Source organism: Acinetobacter sp. FY683, assembly GCF_059515885.1.
The window spans coordinates 17,994-34,586 of the sequence record NZ_JCAKNA010000013.1; the positions used below are offsets into that span (position 1 = coordinate 17,994).

Sequence of the window (16,593 nt, forward strand, 5' to 3'; positions counted from 1 at the left end):
TTTTTATGTACGAACCATATCCTGTCCCAGAAATTGCAAGAGAACATAAAAAGTTTCGATATAGCAGCTTATGGGCATTTTCCAAACAAGACCTAAGACTTCTCGCATTTTTTATCGTGATCGCGGCATTTATCGGCTTGGGAATAGGATATTTTTGGATCTGTATTCTTTGTGCATTTGCTGTGTTCTGCATCATCCAATTGCGTTCACTGTATCTAGTAAATGATTGGATTTCTAATAGACCCTATGATGTTCCACCAAACTTAGGTGGAATTTGGGGTGCACTACTTTTTAATGTCTATCGTGCTCAGCGCCAAGAACGAATCGTACAAGCAGAAATGGTTGGACTAATTGACCGTGCTCAATCGTCACTCGTTGCTTTAGCAGAAGCCGTTGTTCTTATTGATGATAATAATCAAATTGAATGGTGGAATCCTGCTGCGGAAAACTTACTCGGTTTTCAAACACATGATCGTGGGCGTAATATTCTCAGTATTTTACGCCAACCCAACTTCATTGAATATTTTAACCACATAGATGAATCACCAGACGGTTTAAAAATGAAATCTATGGTTCATGAAGATCGTTATGTTCAAGTTAAAATGACTCGTTTTGGTGGTGAAAGTCGTCTGTTGGTAGCTTATGATGTAACACGCATGCATAACCTTGAACAAATGCGAAAAGATTTTGTCGATAATATTTCCCACGAACTTCGTACGCCCTTAACCGTGCTAAGTGGTTATATCGAAACCTTTACAGATCAAGAAGATATCAACCCACGTTGGAAACGTGCATTTGACCAAATGCAATCGCAAACACGTCGTATGAATGCCTTGGTTAATGATTTGCTTTTATTATCACGTTTAGAAAATGAAAAAAGTGTCGCTAAAAATCAAATCATTGAAATGCCAAGTTTAATGAATCAATTATTTGACGATGCCCAAGCTTATAACGTCGATTATGGCCACACCCTCAACTTAGATATCGATAGTCATTGTGATTTAATTGGTTCAGATATGGAACTTGCTAGTGCCTTCAGCAACCTCATTACCAATGCTATTAAATACACACCTAAAGGTGGAACAATTACCATTGGCTGGCATGATGATGGCACACATGGTTACTTTACAGTTGAAGACACAGGTATTGGTATAGACCCTAAACATTTACCACGTCTAACCGAACGCTTTTACCGTGTAGATAGCGCACGTAGTCGTGCCACAGGTGGTACAGGCTTAGGACTCGCAATTGTGAAACATGTTCTTATGCAACATAACGCATATTTAGATGTGGAATCTAAAGAAAATCAAGGCTCAGTTTTTAAAGCAGTATTTCCTAAAGAACGTTTATATCATTTAAGTTAAGCGATAAAAAAAGCACCTCACGGTGCTTTTTTTATGACTATATAACTTATAAGGTATGACCTAAAGCTTTACCCATTTCAACAGCAGAATTTGCTTTAAATTCAGCATCCCACTGCATTTTATTTTCTTCAAATAAAACCACTGCGGTTGAACCTAAATAGAAACGACCTAATTCAGCACCCTTTTCTAAGAATAAATTGTGCTGATTTACTTCTAAACGACCCGATGGTTTTACTTTTCCTGTTGCAACAGTTTCAATGCCGGCAACAATCATTGCACCCACAAGAACAACTGCCATACGACCAAGTTCTGTATCAAACAAACACACCATACGTTCATTACGTGCAAATAAACCTGGAATATTTTCTGCTGTTGTTTGATTTACAGAGAATAACTCACCTGGTACATAAAGCGTTTCGGTCAATGTACCTGCAAAAGGCATATGCACACGATGATAATCTTTAGGTGAAAGATATACTGTTGCAAACTGACCATTCTTAAAAGGTTCAGCCAACAAAGGATCTGCAATTAAATTTGCAGTATTAAAACTTTGACCTTTGGCTTGAAAAATTTCGCCTTCTTCAATTTTGCCTAACTGAGAAATTGCCCCATCTGCAGGCGATACAATACTAGTTGCATCTGTATCAATTTCACGTACACCCTCTTTTAAAGAGCGTGTAAAAAACTCATTAAATGATTTAAATTTCAAAGCATTTTGTTGCTCTGCAATGGACATATCAATGCCATATTGCGCTTTAAAAGCACTAATCACAGTATTTTTAATGATTGGTGTTTCACTTGCAGCAAGCTTACCAACAACACGAGATAATTGATGTTGTGGCACAACACGTTGAGCTTGAATGAAAAGTTGTTTTTTTAAACGTGACGTGAGGCTCAAGACGGCGTCTCTCCAGTAATAATTGGACTCGCGAGGCTGTTGCCCCATTCACTCCACGCACCATCATACGCTTGAATATTCCACCCCAATAAACGCCCAAGAATATATGCTAAACCTGAGCGATGATGTGACTGGCAATATACAACAACAGGCTCATTCAAATTAAAGCCCAATTGTTCCAAACGCTGTTGCGTGTTTTGTAATGGTCGCAATTTTAAATGATTTTCACGGTTTAGGGCAGTACTCCATTCAAAATGTCGTGCACTTGGAATATGACCGCCTCGTCTAGCCGCCAATCTTAAACCTGTATATTCATCCTCTGTACGACAATCCCACACTTGAACTTCATTATTTTGTACTTTTTGCAAAAGTTCATCGTATTGAATACGGTATTGTTCATTTAAATGAACTTCAACTAGAGGTTCTACTTGTTCAAATTTTTCTACTTCAGATGTAGTCGGCAAACCTGCACCTAACCATGCATGAATGCCACCATTCAACAAGCTCGTGTTATAAAAACCTAAACAATGTAAATTCCAAATTAAGCGTCCTGCCCACGCTCCACCTTCATCATCATAAACAATAACTTGATGATCTGGCGTGATATTTAAAATTCGAATAAGTTCTTCTAAGCCTTCTTTTTCTGGCAATAACCCAGAAGCATTTTCTTCTTGGCGAACTAGATATTTCGGTTGTAAATGAATCGCATGAGGAATATGAAGCTGCTCAAAAACGGAACTTCGTGTTAAATCCACAATTCGGATTTTTTCATGTCCCAAATAAGGAACTAAATCTTCAACTTCAATTAAAAGTTCAAAATTAAATGCAGACTCAGACATCTTTTTTTCTTTATATACTTAGCAGAATATCTTTAATCTTAGCATATTTGCTTTTCTTGATTATGTTGATTTTTGATATGTATTTAGCACAATTTTAGATGATAAATATAAACCTTCATGCAAAAAAAATACCGAACAATCTATTCGGTATTTTTCAATTTTAAAATTAAATTACGCTTCAGCAATATCAAAAACCTGACGCAAATATGCAAGGAATGTATCGTTATCAGTCATCGTTTTTCCTGGACTATCGGAAATTTTTGCCACAGATTGTCCATTACATTCAACAAGTTTTAACACAATATTTAATGGTGTTTGCCCCATATCATTGGTTAAATTTGTTCCAATACCAAAGCTTACTTGGAAACGATCTTTAAAGTAATTATGCAATGACCATGCTTTTTCTAGATTTAAACCATCACTAAAAGTCAGCATTTTCGTTTTACTATCAATTTTTAGCTTTTTATAGTGCGCATAAGCTTTATCGCCCCACTCGTACGGATCGCCACTGTCATGACGTAAACCATCGAAAAGTTTTGCGAAATACAAATCAAAGTCACGAAGGAACGCATCCATGCCCACAACATCGGTTAAAGCAATCCCTAAGTCACCACGGTATTCTTGCACCCATGTTTCTAATGCTGATTTTTGGAAATTACGTAAACGCACATCAAGTGCCTGAAATGCTTGTAAGAATTCATGTGCCATTGTCCCAATTGGGGTAATGTTCATTTCTTTGGCAATTAATACATTACTCGTACCACGGAAAATATCTGGCGCACTTTTATGAAACTCTTGAATAACGTGTTTTTGCCATTCGAAACTATAGCGACGACGTGTTCCAAAATCTGATACTAAAAATGGAGGATCATTTGGATTTTGTTCTTTTGCATATTGCTGAATAAGTTCAATTTTCGCTTTTAAACGACGTTCACCTTCAGCGATCACCTCATCACTACGAATACGCTGGAAATAAAGTTGATTTACAATGGCTAATACAAAGATTTCAAACATCATTGCTTGAACCATTGGACCTTCAACCCAAATATCCAAACGACCTTCAGCATCAATCCCCGCTTTAATAAAACGGCGTTTTAATTGAAATAATTCTAAATAATCGACAAAGTCACTTTTAAGAAAACGCAAACTGCGTAAATATAATAATTCATCTTCTGTATATTGAAGCTTACATAGATGATCTAGCTGTTCATTCAAATCATCTAAAATATCTACCAGTGGATAAACCGTGTCATCTAAGTTACGGCAACGGAAGTGGTACACACTATGCGTCTGCGGAAACTTATGAAGCACCACTTGCAACATGGTGAATTTATATAAATCTGTATCCAGTAAAGATTGAATGATTGGAGCCATATCTTGATGTATTTCGCTATGCTTAGTGCATTAAAGCACATTTTTTAAGTAAAAATTGAAAGTTTTAATAAGAGTTACATAAGTTTGAGACAAAATAAAAGGTTCCTCTATTGTTGAACCTTTTATTAACTTCAATTTTTAGTAAAATTTCTTCAAACTAATGATTTATCACGTTCAGAATTAATCTGTAAGTTGTTTCAATTTCTCATCTTGACCAATTATTTTGGCAAACTCTTCAACCGTTTTTTGTCCTGTCTGTTTAGCATTTACATCACAGTCCGTTTTTCGTAATTGTTTTACAATAGACCACTCTAATTTAAACATCGCACCCATCAATGCTGTATTACCTTTATTGTCACGCGCACAGCGATCTGCACCATACTTAACAAGCGTTTTTACTGTATCTAAATGACCATAATAAGATGCCATAATCAAAGCGGTATACCCTGCTTGATTACGCACATCGACTGGGAAACCATTTTTTAGAAATTCAACAATAACTTCCTGATTTCCAGTTTTAGCAGCATCAAAAAAGAGATTGATCAATTCTTGTTGTGAGGTCATCTGATCATCAGCAGCCACCTTAGCTGGAGAGATATTCCCAACCTCAGTAGCAGTTGCGAATGCAGAACCAAAAGTAAGAATACTCGCTAAAATTGTGCATTGCATAACTTTCATGATGGACTCCAACAAAAATCGAATTAAAAAATAAAAGCGCCTGTAAAACTCCCCTAGGGTGCAGGAAAGGGTCTGAGTTTTACAGGACTTTTGAGAGGTGACTCCGAGTGCACCGGTCACCAATTTGGCAGACTAATAAATTAGTCTTTCAATTTTGCAGCTTTTGCTTTAACAGTCGCTAGGTTACCGTTAACAGCTTTAGTCATACGCGTACCGTAGTCTGCATCTGCTTTGTAGAAGTAAGACAACATGATGTGCTTAGTTTCTGAATCTTTAACATTGCCTAAGTCAGCAGCCAAATTCATGATTAAGTCATCTTTCTCTTTTGCAGAGTAAGAACGGTAAAGGTCACCAGCTTGCTTGAAGTTTTGCTCTTTAACACCAATTTGCTGTACATGACCCGTTAATGGTGTTTGTACCGCACGAGCAGCAGGAGTCGATGGTTTTGGATCGATACGGCTTGGCTCATAGTTCACGTTAGAGTCTGTTTCAGACATATTCATGAAACCATCTTGGTTGTTGTTATTTACTTTAACAAGCGGACGGTTTACTGGAATTTGTTGGTGGTTAGCGCCCAAACGGTACATTTGTGTATCTGAGTAAGAGAAGATACGACCTTGAAGTAAACGGTCTTCAGAAGGTTCAATACCTGGTACTAAGTTACCCGGAGCCAATGCAACTTGTTCAGTTTCGTTGAAGAAGTTTTTCGGCATACGGTTCAATGTCAACGTACCCACTTTAGTTTCTTTTACTAAATCTGTAGGCCAGATTTTAGTTGGATCAAGTGGATCAAAATCAAAGCTGTTTCGGTCTTTAGGGTCCATAACTTGGATGTAAAGATCCCATTTAGGGAATTTCCCAGCGTTGATCGTGTTGTAAAGATCGTTCGTTAAATGGTTGAAGTCTTTACCTTGTTGTTCCGCAGCTTCTTTAACGTTAAGACCTTTCACGCCTTGTTTAGAGCGGAAGTTAAATTTAACGTATTTGTATTCACCTTTGTCATTGTACAATTTGTACGCATGAACACCGAAACCATCTTGTTCACGATAGCTCGTTGGAACGCCTTGATTGCCATAAACATAAGTCAACATATTTGTTGCCCACGGTTGGCTAGACAAGAAGTCAAATACACGGTTAGCGTCTTGAACGTTATTGATAGGGCTTGGCTTCATCGCATGAATAAAGTCAGGGAATTTAATTGCATCACGAATGAAGAATACTGGAGTTTGGTTACCCACTAAGTCCCAGTTACCTTCTTGTGTATAAAATTTGATTGCAAAACCATGCGGGTCACGTAAAGTTTCAGGTGAACCTTTGCCATGAATTACAGTAGAAAAACGTAAGAATACAGGAGTTTTTGTACCTGCTTTAAACAGTGAAGCAATAGTAAGATCAGATAAATCTTTCGTTGCTACGAATTCACCATAAGCACCTGTACCACGTGCGTGTACAACACGCTCAGGAATACGCTCACGACCAAAACGTTGTAGTTTTTGTACGAGTTGAACATCTTGAAGCAATACAGAACCATTTGGACCTGCAGTGATTGAATTTTGGTTATCGCCAACTGGCGCGCCGTTATCTTTTGTTAATGGTGCTGCAAATGTGCTAGCTGTAACAGTAGCAAGCATTGCAACCAATAAAGAACGCTTAAACATCGTCTTCTCTCTCAAAAATACCTTTCCTGCAGGGGTAAATTACAGACTTATTGTTAACAGGTAAAAGCGTCATTTTTTATAATTTTGATCGAATAAATAGATTGTGAGCTCAATTTAGCCACTTAATCTTTTTAAATTAACTACTTAACTATTCATGTTTTATTTAATAATCATTCAATCCTCTAATTTTGCTACAATTTGAATGTATTAAAAAACATCATATGTGGTTGTGTTATGCGTGCTTTATTGCAACGAGTATTAGAGGCAAAAGTTGTTGTTGATGGTCAAACAACTGGTGAAATTGAAAAAGGCATCTTAGTTTTCCTTGGTTTAGGTAAGGAAGATAACTTAGAAAAAGGCAAAAAAATGATCGATAAAATTTTAAAATATCGTTTTTTTGATGATGAACAAGGGAAAATGGGCTGGAATATCAGCCAAGCAAATGGTGGATTATTACTCGTTTCACAATTCACTTTAATGGCTCAAACACAAAAAGGATTACGTCCAGACTTTGGTCCTGCTATGTCACCAAACGATGCAAAAGAGCTTTATGAACAACTCGTAGATTATGCAAAATCACAATTTGAAAATGTTCAAACAGGCATTTTTGCAGCCGACATGAAAGTTCATTTGGTCAATGATGGACCTGTTACATTTAACTTAGAAATTGAATAACTCATATTTTATAGATACAAAAAAGCCCTCATATGAGGGCTTTTTCGTTCAATCCTGTTGTACCCCTTCACTTTCAAAAGAAGAAAATGCAGAAGGGATATTCTTATTTACCAGTTTTATCTTTAATAAATTGGCGGGCAAATGACAATTTTTCTTTTACAGGTTTTGGCAATTTTGGTGGAATCAGTTTAGCAGCACGGTTAAACCACACCAATAAACTGAAATCACCTTCCATTTTAATTGTGCCGTTTTGCATACCAGTCATAAATACAGAAGGATCACCTTTTGCTAAAGTTTTCACGCCTTGCTCACTGTCAGCAAACTGCAAGGTAAAATCAGCAGGCTCTGCACTTCCCGAGACCGTCTCAATTTTGCCATTATTGACAATAATTTGACGTGCCATACCTAAGTCTGTACCAATTTGAATACGAAACTGTCTATCGTGAATTAATTCAATAAATTTAGGACTTGTACGAGCCAACTGCTTCATACGTAATGCTAAGCCTGCAACCATAAGATCAAGTGGGTCTGTACTCACATCAACAAGTGGTAGTTTTACGACAGGTAGTGAAGGAAGTTTCATGACATCGAAGCCTATTGTAATTGTATAAAATTAAACTACGACATCCTACCATAGCTTATTTTTTTGCAGTATTGCTTTACGTAATAAAGCATAAATTTTGGATATAAAAAAATGCACATGAATGTGCATTTTTCAAGAAGGATCAGTCTTTGCTTAACGGCTAGAATACTGTTGCTGATCATCCTCATATACTGGCGTATGTTCAATATAACGGCGCTTTGCCACTGCTGCTCGTTCCGCTCGGCGATCTTCAACTAAAAGCAAGAGTGTCATCATAACCATTGCAAATGAGATCGCTGCTAAATAACTGTAAGTTACTGGGAGTTCAAAAACTGTTTGCACACTAAAACGTACAGCTTCTAGCAATCCCCAAAATACCATTCCAGCCATCATAAAACTTAACCAGCGGCGATAAGGCGATAAGAAAACAGCAATCAAAGCAACCGCAACTAAGCTTATGCCGACAATACTTGCTAAATTCGCTGTTGCCATAAAAACCTCCGTAAGTGTTAGATTTGTGCTTTTATCAAGCGCCCATCTAACGCGAATACCTTTAATTAGATTAATGGGCTATGTGTATTTAAAACTCTATGAAAAGCATTATGAGCAGTTTTTTGTATAAAAAAAGACTTGTTATTTGGTTATGCGACATACATTGTCGCAATATTATATTGTAATTACATTTTTTTTGATTTGAACTTTTAGGGAACTTAAGCCTGTTCTTTCTTCGCGTGTCATTACAAAAAAAAACAGTGCTCTTTTTAAGTCAAAAATTTTTTTTACCGATGGCATTTATCGTTATTTTGTTCTTGCATTAAATCCCGACTTGTTTCTCTTTTTCTGATTGCTATCCCAATAAAAAATACGGCAACTATGCCGTATTTTTTATTCAATTGATTCAATCATTAATCACGATTTAAATCTTTATCGTGTACACCAAGCAAATACAATACACCGTCTAAACCTACACTTGAAATGGCTTGATTGGCATTTTGACGAACCAATGGTTTAGCACGGAATGCAACACCTAAGCCTGCAATTGAAAGCATTGGTAAATCGTTTGCACCATCACCTACTGCAATTGCTTGTTCAAGTGAAATACCCATTTCTTCAGCAATTTGCGTCAGTAATAATGCTTTACGGGCACCATCTACGATATGCCCTTTTACTTCCCCTGTCACAATGCCATCTTGAATATCTAAGATGTTTGCATGCACTTCATCTATGCCTAATTTTGCTTGTAAATATTCTGCAAAATATTGGAAACCACCAGATAAAATTGCAGTGCGATAACCCAATGCTTTTAAGGTAGAAATAAGACGTTCTGCGCCTTCTGTAATGGTTAATCGTTCTGCAATACTTGCAAGTACAGAGGCATCCATACCTTTTAACAATGCAACACGTGCGCGGAAACTACTTTGGAAATCAAGCTCACCTTGCATTGCACGTTCGGTAATTTCAGCAACTTGCTCACCTACTCCAGCCTCTTTTGCAAGTTCATCAATGACTTCTTGTTCAATCAGTGTTGAATCCATATCAAAGCAAACTAAGCGACGATTACGACGATAAGCATTGTCTTCTTGCACAGCAACATCGACATTTAATTCACTAGACAATTTTAAGCAAGCTGCGCGCATTGCTGCTGCATCTAACATCTGCCCTTTTAAACCAAACTCTACACACGCACGTTTAGGCTCATTAGACTCACCTGTTAAAGTTGGTCTACCAGATAAACGTGTCACTGTTTCAATGTTAAACCCTTGGTTCGATACAATTTGGGTAACTGCTTGTAAGTGCGAAGCTTTTAATTCGGGTGCTAGCGCAGTTACAATATAACGTGTACGTCCACCCTCACTTACCCATTGATCATAATCTGTTGCCAAGATTGGTTTAAAGCGAACTGTTAAACCAATTTCATGTGCTAAAATTAAGATCTCTTTCATAGCTAATGCTGTTGCTGTCTGATCTTCAGAGGCTACAACAATACCTAAAGTAAGCTGATTATGGATGACGGCTTGGCCAACATCTAGAATTTGTAAAGAATGGGCGGACAACACCTGCATTAATCGAGTAAACTGATTAGGTTGGTCAGGTCCTAAAAATGATATAAGAATGATTTCTCGCATGAATTGACTCGGGTCTGAGCTACAACTATTGTTAGAATCATAATCGAATTTAAATAGAATTACTTTGGAAGTTTACGTTGAATGCGCCTAGACAAGGGCTATTTGCTAGCCTACTGATTGTAAGCTTTATCTTGCATACCTTTTTATTGGTACTTGCAACGACACATCAATTAAATGAAAACCGCGCCAATCAAGGGCAATTGATGACAACTCAATTGGTTACGGACAGCTTATCTGAGCTAGATCCACCCAATACAGTGTCTCTTGCTTTATTGGCAAATCGTTATGCAACAAACCCGAATATTGCTTCCATTCGTATTTTAAATACAAATAATCAGGTACTTGCAACTGGCGGAATGTCTAAAACACGTCAAGGCGAAATTTTTGTTAGAGATGCGTTACAAAATGAAAAGAAAGTCGGCACAATTGAAATTACGTTAATAAAACCAAGTATTGGTGAAATTTTACGTACTCAATGGATCGCTATTCTATGTTCATTACTTATCCATTGTTTATTATGGTTAGCGTATCGTGCAATTGCTCGACCAAGCCGCACAGAGTATCTAGCAAATATTAATAATGAAGCTCGCTTAAAACACGAACTTCAGATGTTGACTCAGGCTTTAGAACAAGAAAAGCAAAATACAGCATTGGCTTTAACTCAGTCACAACATCTTGCACAATCATTACCTAAAGCAAAAACGCCTAAAGTTGAACTACAAGATAAAAATACAATTGCGTTAACCATTCAATTCTATGACCCTAAGCAATTACTTGACTCAATTACAGATAAGGTCTCTATCCCTTACTTTAATTTATGCCAAATCTTTTTAACTAAAAGTATCGAACTTTGTGTTCAACATTACAAATTGAATGTTTCCGACATTACAACTGTTCAGCAATTTAGTCGAAATGGTGCAACATTAACTATTTCTTCTGAAAAGCCAGATTCAGCAGAATGTTTAGCGATGATTGGAACTGTTTTCCAACTTCTTTCCGAAGTACTTTATAAGCGTTATCGTGAAGATAAACGCTTTGTACTACAAACACGTTGTGCTATGGCGACTTCTGTTGAAACAATGCAATTAGATGCTATACAAGCAGCGGAGCGTTTGGTCAATCAACTTTCAGCTAAAGAAAGTGCACTTTATTTACCAAATGAATTGCTAAAAGATTTGTCTACGCATTATGAATTAGTCAATTTGCCAAATCCAACCAATGTTCTCACCCGCCACTCATTTATGATTAATGGGATGGATACCAAGCATGCTGAGTTGGCTCAAACCATTCGTACCGAAATTTTAAAGGCAAAACAATCACGCTCTGCCTAAGCTTTAAAATAGAAATAAAAAAGCCTGATTCAATATCAGGCTTTTTTATTCAGATAAAAATGCAAATATAGCGGTGTACTACCCGATTACATCTTTCATAGAAATCCGTTCTACACCTTTATGCTGCATATCTTTCCATGCTTTTGCTAAAGAGCCATTTAAATCAATACCCTTTGTTGCATCTTCAATAACGTAAGTTTTAAAGCCTAAATCTGTTGCATCCATTGCTGTCCACGCTACGCAAAAATCTGTCGCAATCCCCACAATAAATACGGTATCAATACCACGTGCTTTTAAATAGCCCTCTAAACCTGTTGTGGTCTTTTGATCGGCTTCCATAAATGCAGAATAACTATCGATATGACTATGAAAACCTTTACGGATAATAAGCTGTGCTGTTGGTAAATTTAATTTTGGGTGTAATTCCGCATCATGCGTACCTTGAACACAGTGTTTTGGCCAAAGCACTTGTGTACCATAATCCAATTCAATTGTTTCAAATGGTGCTTTATCTATATGATTTTCCGCAAAAGAAATATGATTATCAGGATGCCAATCTTGGGTAATTACAATATTGTCAAAATATTCGGATAAGGCATTTATATTAGGAATAATTTGATCTGCATCTGCTACTGCTAAATTTCCCTCTGGAGTAAATCCATTTTGAACATCAACCACAATTAGAGCTGTATTCTTCAACATTCATCATATTCCTTTATCTGCCTTTCAATAGTTAAGCATATTTTAATGAATTTATTGAAATAAAATGTGCCTATAAATCTTAGATTTCACATCTTATAAAAACAAAAAGCCCACTTAAAAGTGGGCTCATGTGCTACTAATTTTTTTATGTTTTATTTAAACGATTCACTAAAACCAACATGAATACTGCAGAGATTAAAATACATGGAATTGCTGCTGAAATTACCCCTGCCGCACCAAAACCTGCTGTAAGAAGTTGACCTGCAATCATTGGTCCAAGCATTGCACCAACACGTCCTACAGCCGATGCTACACCAACACCTGTACCACGAACTTCTGTTGGATAAACAATACTGCCAAATGCATACAACACGCCTTGGCAACCAATAACAAAGGCACCAACCAATGCAGAAGCCATATACATTTGCGTTAATGAACTTGCACCATTTAAAGCAAATAAGCCGGCCAAAATACCGCCATACATTAAGACAATGACATACGCCTTTTTCCAGCGGTCAGTTAGCATACCTAAAATAACAGTACCAACAGTTGCACTTACCATGAAATAGAACTGAGCGGTTGCACCTTCTTTACGACTAAAACCTAATTCTGTGAATAATGATGGCAACCAACTTAACATGATGTAAACCACCATCAATGTGAAGAAATAGCTTACCCAAATTAATAAAGTACGCAGTACATTGTCAGAATTAAACAAATCTTTGAATGAAGCTTTAGCTTGCTGAGGCTCATCTTTACTCTGTGTTTGTGCTTTTAAGAACTCTTTCGATTCAGGTAAAAACAACATCATTACAGGAATAACAACAATGGGCAACAAACCACCTAAATAGAAAATATTTTTCCAATCCGCCCCAAAGCTTGTACTTGCGACCAAAGATAAAATTGCAGCACCAACAGGCATACCACAATACATTAAGCCCACAGCACGACCACGATTTTGTGGTGATACTGCTTCAGAAGCTAATGTAATTAAGATTGGCATTGCAGCACCTAAGCCTGCACCTGCTAAAAAACGCACCGCCAATAATGAGCTAAAACTATTCACCCATACTGTACATAATGTAAATACTGCAAAAATAGCCGTAGAGAAAATCAAAACTTTTTTACGACCAATTCGATCGGCAAAACGACCGCCAACCAATGCACCTGGCAATAAACCTAAAATACCTGCACTAAAGAAAATGCCCAACTGAGAACTATCTAAACCAAAATGCTCTTTAATACCTGCAGCGGCAATCCCTGCTGCTTGAATATCTAAGCCTTCGATAACTGCAATAAGAAAGCAAATTGCAACTGTTACAATTGCATGCTTTTTATCTGATTGATGAACGACTTTATCCATATGATCAAGCTCAAAGTGAATTCTAAGATATCCATCTTCTGAGACTTTCATAAAAAGCTGTAGCTACCTAATAGTGGAATAAAAATACGGCTCAATCTTCTGCAAACATGAAGTTTCACGTAAAAAAAGATTATGAAATAGCGCTAAAACCAATTACTAAAAAAAATACTCCACATAATTTTTCAAAAAGCAGGCATATTCAATTGTCTTTTCTCACCATATAAGAACTGTTCTTTTCTTTTATATACCTAAAAACACTTAAAAATCACCATCACAACCAAGGTGATTTACTGTATTTACCATAAACATTAAGATTTTCATGATCTAAAACAAGATGTATTTCATCTTAAATATTTTACTGACTTCGATGAAAAAAAAGAATTACAAGGATTTCACCCTTTATTTAAGCAATATTTTTGTTGGAATTTCATAATCCAAGTTCAGAAAAACAAAGGTTTTTACACATAAAAATAGATGAATTTTCAAATCAACCCCATCATTTCAATAAAGTTTTATAAATATTAAAAACTTTGTTATTGCTTTGACTAAAGGTTATTGTTCTGACACACTGAATCAGTCATAATTTGCATAAGCATTATTCAATGATGACTTATTGAATTTTGACTCAAATCAAAATACTGCAACCATCCACATTTTCTGTTTCTCTACATAACGTGGATGGGAAAATAGGATATTTTTAAAAAATGACTCAGCAAGCACAGACCATTCAAGGCTCAATTGTCGCAATTGTCACCCCAATGTTAGAAGATGGCAGCGTAGATTGGAAAGGTCTAGAAAAGCTCGTTGAGTGGCACATAAAACAAGGCACGAATAGCATTGTTGCAGTTGGTACAACTGGTGAAGCATCAACATTAAGTATGGCTGAACATACACAAGTGATCAAAGAAATCATTCGTGTAGCAAACAAACGTATTCCAATTATTGCTGGTACTGGTGCAAACTCAACACGTGAAGCCATTGAATTAACACAAGAAGCGAAAGAACTAGGCGCAGATGCAGCTTTGTTGGTAACACCTTATTACAACAAGCCAACACAAGAAGGTTTATATCAGCATTATAAAGCTATTGCAGAAGCAGTAGATCTTCCTATCATTCTTTATAACGTACCAAGTCGTACTGGTGTAGATATGCAGAATGAAACTGTTATTCGTCTTGCAGATATTGCAAATATTGTCGGTATTAAAGATGCCACAGGCGATGTTCCACGCGGTCAAGAGTTAATTGCTGGCTTAAAAGATAAAGCAATGACTGTTTACTCTGGCGATGATGCAACGGCTTATCAACTCATTACACTTGGTGCAAAAGGTAATATTTCGGTTACAGCAAACGTAGCACCGAAAGAAATGAGTGAAGTATGTGCAGCTGCTCTTTCTGGAGATGCAACAAAGGCTGAACAATTAAATAGTAAAGTTGCTATTTTACATGATGTTCTATTCTGTGAATCAAACCCAATTCCTGTGAAATGGGCACTTCATGAAATGGAACTTATTGGTACAGGGATTCGTTTACCGCTTACCCCTCTTGCAGAAAAATATCGCACTCCGCTTCGTGAAGCACTCACGTCGGCAGGCATCATTAAATAAAAGAGCTTACATTATGCAAATACGTTTTGGTTTAGTCACTGCGCTTTCAGCTTTAAGTTTGGTTGGTTGTAGTTCGTTTGGTATCAGCAATGGTTCTTTAAACTATAAAAAAACAGCAACAACCGAATCACTACAATATCCTGAAGGTTCAATGGTTAGACCAGCAACGCCTTTGTATCCAGCTCCTATTGTTGATCCTCGTGCAACTGCTAATGCACCTAAATATGAAAATGAACGTGGCAACCGCTTCGCTCTTCCTCGTCCAACAACATTTACACAAGTAAATACTCAAGATAATTTGAACGAAGATTCTATTGGTCGACTTCAGCAAATAACTGATGGAAATCAAAATCCTTTGCTCAAAATTGATGGTAATTCTGCTACAATTTGGCAATATACTCTTGCCACACTTAGTAGCCTTAACCACAAAATTGTTGGTCAAAGCAAAAATGCAAATGATGTAACTATCATGATTGATCAAAAATCTTACGTATTAAGACTTAACTCAGTTGGTTCAAGTAATAGTCTTGCCGTGTTCAATACCAATAACACTTTTGCAGACAAACAAGTTGCTGCAGAACTGTTAGCCCAAATTTACCAAAATTGGCCAGCCTAGACATTTCTAGGCATTTTTTTTGAAAAAGGTTCCCTCCATGTTAAAACAAACCTTGCTCTATACTGGTAAAGCGAAATCTGTTTATGAAACAGACAGTGCAGACCATCTGATTTTAGTCTTTCGTGATGATGCTTCTGCATTCAATGGCGAGAAAATCGAACAACTAGATCGAAAAGGTAAGGTGAATAACCGTTTTAACGCCTTTATCATGGAAAAGCTAGCTGCGGCTGGTATTGAAACGCATTTCGAAAAACTTCTTTCTCCTACAGAAGTTTTAGTGAAAAAATTAGACATGATTCCTGTTGAATGTGTAGTTCGTAACTATGCTGCAGGTTCATTATGCCGTCGTTTAGGTGTTGAAGAAGGTAAGGAACTTGTTCCACCTACTTTCGAATTGTTCTTTAAAGATGATGCACTTGGTGACCCAATGGTTAACGAGTCTCAAGCAATCACTTTAGGTTGGGCAACTGCAGAGCAACTTGCTCGCATGAAAGAATTAACTTACCAAGTAAACGAAGTTCTTAAAGAATTATTCGCAACGGGTAATATGCTTCTTGTTGACTTTAAACTTGAATTTGGTGTGTTCCATGACCGCATCGTTCTTGGTGATGAATTCTCTCCAGATGGTTGCCGCCTATGGGACAAAGACACGAAGAAAAAACTCGACAAAGACCGTTTCCGTCAAGGTTTAGGTGGTGTTGTTGAAGCTTATGAAGAAGTTGCTGCTCGTATTGGCATCGATCTTTCAGACATCTAATTCAGTCTGAACTTCAAAAAAACCG

16 protein-coding genes are annotated in these 16,593 nt (G+C 37.0%); 6 read left to right on the forward strand and 10 right to left on the reverse strand.

What is annotated here, in order from left to right:
* Positions 1 to 5 precede the first annotated feature (5 nt).
* The gene (gene phoR / locus AC5YDH_RS08630) at positions 6 to 1,364 is read left to right on the forward strand and encodes a phosphate regulon sensor histidine kinase PhoR (protein ID WP_496118583.1); all 1,359 of its coding nucleotides are present in this window, start codon (positions 6 to 8) and stop codon (positions 1,362 to 1,364) included.
* A gap of 46 nt (positions 1,365 to 1,410) precedes the next feature.
* On the opposite strand, the gene asd is transcribed toward phoR, so the two are convergent.
* From asd to AC5YDH_RS08655, 5 genes are all read right to left on the reverse strand, one after another.
* Entirely contained in the window at positions 1,411 to 2,262 is an 852-nt protein-coding gene (gene asd, locus AC5YDH_RS08635) for an archaetidylserine decarboxylase (RefSeq protein ID WP_496118584.1), read from the reverse strand.
* Positions 2,259 to 3,101 (reverse strand): sulfurtransferase, encoded by an 843-nt coding sequence (locus AC5YDH_RS08640; RefSeq protein ID WP_496118585.1) that lies wholly within the window; start codon positions 3,099 to 3,101, stop codon positions 2,259 to 2,261. The genes asd and AC5YDH_RS08640 overlap by 4 nt, the downstream gene beginning before the upstream one ends.
* A 171-nt stretch (positions 3,102 to 3,272) precedes the next feature.
* Positions 3,273 to 4,475 carry a nicotinate phosphoribosyltransferase gene (gene pncB, locus AC5YDH_RS08645; protein ID WP_496118587.1) on the reverse strand — a complete coding sequence of 401 codons (1,203 nt, stop codon included), beginning with the start codon at positions 4,473 to 4,475 and terminating at the stop codon, positions 3,273 to 3,275.
* A gap of 180 nt (positions 4,476 to 4,655) precedes the next feature.
* Positions 4,656 to 5,153 (reverse strand): ankyrin repeat domain-containing protein, encoded by a 498-nt coding sequence (locus AC5YDH_RS08650; protein WP_496118589.1) that lies wholly within the window; start codon positions 5,151 to 5,153, stop codon positions 4,656 to 4,658.
* Positions 5,154 to 5,293: 140 nt separating this feature from the next.
* Positions 5,294 to 6,811 carry a catalase gene (locus tag AC5YDH_RS08655; protein ID WP_496118591.1) on the reverse strand — a complete coding sequence of 506 codons (1,518 nt, stop codon included), beginning with the start codon at positions 6,809 to 6,811 and terminating at the stop codon, positions 5,294 to 5,296.
* A 234-nt stretch (positions 6,812 to 7,045) separates the two neighbouring features.
* Here AC5YDH_RS08655 and dtd point away from each other — a divergent pair, with 234 nt between their 5' ends.
* Positions 7,046 to 7,486 (forward strand): D-aminoacyl-tRNA deacylase, encoded by a 441-nt coding sequence (gene dtd / locus AC5YDH_RS08660; protein WP_496118593.1) that lies wholly within the window; start codon positions 7,046 to 7,048, stop codon positions 7,484 to 7,486.
* A 103-nt stretch (positions 7,487 to 7,589) separates the two neighbouring features.
* Here dtd and AC5YDH_RS08665 read toward each other — a convergent pair whose 3' ends face one another.
* The 3 genes from AC5YDH_RS08665 to serB form a co-directional block, all read right to left on the reverse strand.
* Positions 7,590 to 8,069 carry an SCP-2 sterol transfer family protein gene (locus AC5YDH_RS08665; RefSeq protein WP_496118594.1) on the reverse strand — a complete coding sequence of 160 codons (480 nt, stop codon included), beginning with the start codon at positions 8,067 to 8,069 and terminating at the stop codon, positions 7,590 to 7,592.
* Between the two features lie 153 nt (positions 8,070 to 8,222).
* A complete protein-coding gene (gene aciT / locus AC5YDH_RS08670) occupies positions 8,223 to 8,561 on the reverse strand; it encodes a ciprofloxacin tolerance protein AciT (RefSeq protein WP_496118596.1) in 339 nt (112 codons plus the stop codon).
* A 413-nt stretch (positions 8,562 to 8,974) separates the two neighbouring features.
* A complete protein-coding gene (gene serB, locus AC5YDH_RS08675) occupies positions 8,975 to 10,195 on the reverse strand; it encodes a phosphoserine phosphatase SerB (protein WP_496118598.1) in 1,221 nt (406 codons plus the stop codon).
* 53 nt (positions 10,196 to 10,248) lie between these two features.
* Between serB and AC5YDH_RS08680 the strand changes: the two genes are divergently transcribed.
* Complete coding sequence (locus tag AC5YDH_RS08680; protein ID WP_496118676.1) at positions 10,249 to 11,526, forward strand: hypothetical protein; 1,278 nt, start codon at positions 10,249 to 10,251, stop codon at positions 11,524 to 11,526.
* A gap of 78 nt (positions 11,527 to 11,604) precedes the next feature.
* Here the strand turns inward: AC5YDH_RS08680 and pncA are convergent, their stop codons facing one another.
* Positions 11,605 to 12,228: a bifunctional nicotinamidase/pyrazinamidase gene (gene pncA, locus AC5YDH_RS08685; protein WP_496118600.1), complete on the reverse strand. Its 624-nt coding sequence runs from the start codon at positions 12,226 to 12,228 to the stop codon at positions 11,605 to 11,607.
* Between the two features lie 145 nt (positions 12,229 to 12,373).
* The gene (mhpT, locus tag AC5YDH_RS08690) at positions 12,374 to 13,591 is read right to left on the reverse strand and encodes a 3-(3-hydroxy-phenyl)propionate transporter MhpT (RefSeq protein WP_496118602.1); all 1,218 of its coding nucleotides are present in this window, start codon (positions 13,589 to 13,591) and stop codon (positions 12,374 to 12,376) included.
* A gap of 704 nt (positions 13,592 to 14,295) precedes the next feature.
* Between mhpT and dapA the strand changes: the two genes are divergently transcribed.
* From dapA to purC, 3 genes are read left to right on the forward strand one after another with little or no spacing between them, the layout of a single operon-like run.
* A complete protein-coding gene (gene dapA, locus AC5YDH_RS08695) occupies positions 14,296 to 15,195 on the forward strand; it encodes a 4-hydroxy-tetrahydrodipicolinate synthase (RefSeq protein ID WP_496118604.1) in 900 nt (299 codons plus the stop codon).
* A 13-nt stretch (positions 15,196 to 15,208) separates the two neighbouring features.
* Positions 15,209 to 15,811 (forward strand): lipoprotein-34 precursor (NlpB), encoded by a 603-nt coding sequence (locus AC5YDH_RS08700; protein ID WP_496118606.1) that lies wholly within the window; start codon positions 15,209 to 15,211, stop codon positions 15,809 to 15,811.
* 37 nt (positions 15,812 to 15,848) lie between these two features.
* Positions 15,849 to 16,568 (forward strand): phosphoribosylaminoimidazolesuccinocarboxamide synthase, encoded by a 720-nt coding sequence (gene purC / locus AC5YDH_RS08705; RefSeq protein WP_154773304.1) that lies wholly within the window; start codon positions 15,849 to 15,851, stop codon positions 16,566 to 16,568.
* Positions 16,569 to 16,593 lie beyond the last annotated feature (25 nt).

Coding starts and splice junctions, on each gene's coding strand:
- phoR (WP_496118583.1), top strand. CDS start 6: ATGTACGAACCATATCCTGTCCCAGAAATTGCAAGAGAACATAAAAAG.
- AC5YDH_RS08640 (WP_496118585.1), bottom strand. CDS start 3,101: ATGTCTGAGTCTGCATTTAATTTTGAACTTTTAATTGAAGTTGAAGAT.
- pncB (WP_496118587.1), bottom strand. CDS start 4,475: ATGGCTCCAATCATTCAATCTTTACTGGATACAGATTTATATAAATTC.
- AC5YDH_RS08650 (WP_496118589.1), bottom strand. CDS start 5,153: ATGAAAGTTATGCAATGCACAATTTTAGCGAGTATTCTTACTTTTGGT.
- AC5YDH_RS08655 (WP_496118591.1), bottom strand. CDS start 6,811: ATGTTTAAGCGTTCTTTATTGGTTGCAATGCTTGCTACTGTTACAGCT.
- dtd (WP_496118593.1), top strand. CDS start 7,046: ATGCGTGCTTTATTGCAACGAGTATTAGAGGCAAAAGTTGTTGTTGAT.
- AC5YDH_RS08665 (WP_496118594.1), bottom strand. CDS start 8,069: ATGAAACTTCCTTCACTACCTGTCGTAAAACTACCACTTGTTGATGTG.
- aciT (WP_496118596.1), bottom strand. CDS start 8,561: ATGGCAACAGCGAATTTAGCAAGTATTGTCGGCATAAGCTTAGTTGCG.
- serB (WP_496118598.1), bottom strand. CDS start 10,195: ATGCGAGAAATCATTCTTATATCATTTTTAGGACCTGACCAACCTAAT.
- pncA (WP_496118600.1), bottom strand. CDS start 12,228: ATGTTGAAGAATACAGCTCTAATTGTGGTTGATGTTCAAAATGGATTT.
- mhpT (WP_496118602.1), bottom strand. CDS start 13,591: ATGGATAAAGTCGTTCATCAATCAGATAAAAAGCATGCAATTGTAACA.
- dapA (WP_496118604.1), top strand. CDS start 14,296: ATGACTCAGCAAGCACAGACCATTCAAGGCTCAATTGTCGCAATTGTC.
- AC5YDH_RS08700 (WP_496118606.1), top strand. CDS start 15,209: ATGCAAATACGTTTTGGTTTAGTCACTGCGCTTTCAGCTTTAAGTTTG.
- purC (WP_154773304.1), top strand. CDS start 15,849: ATGTTAAAACAAACCTTGCTCTATACTGGTAAAGCGAAATCTGTTTAT.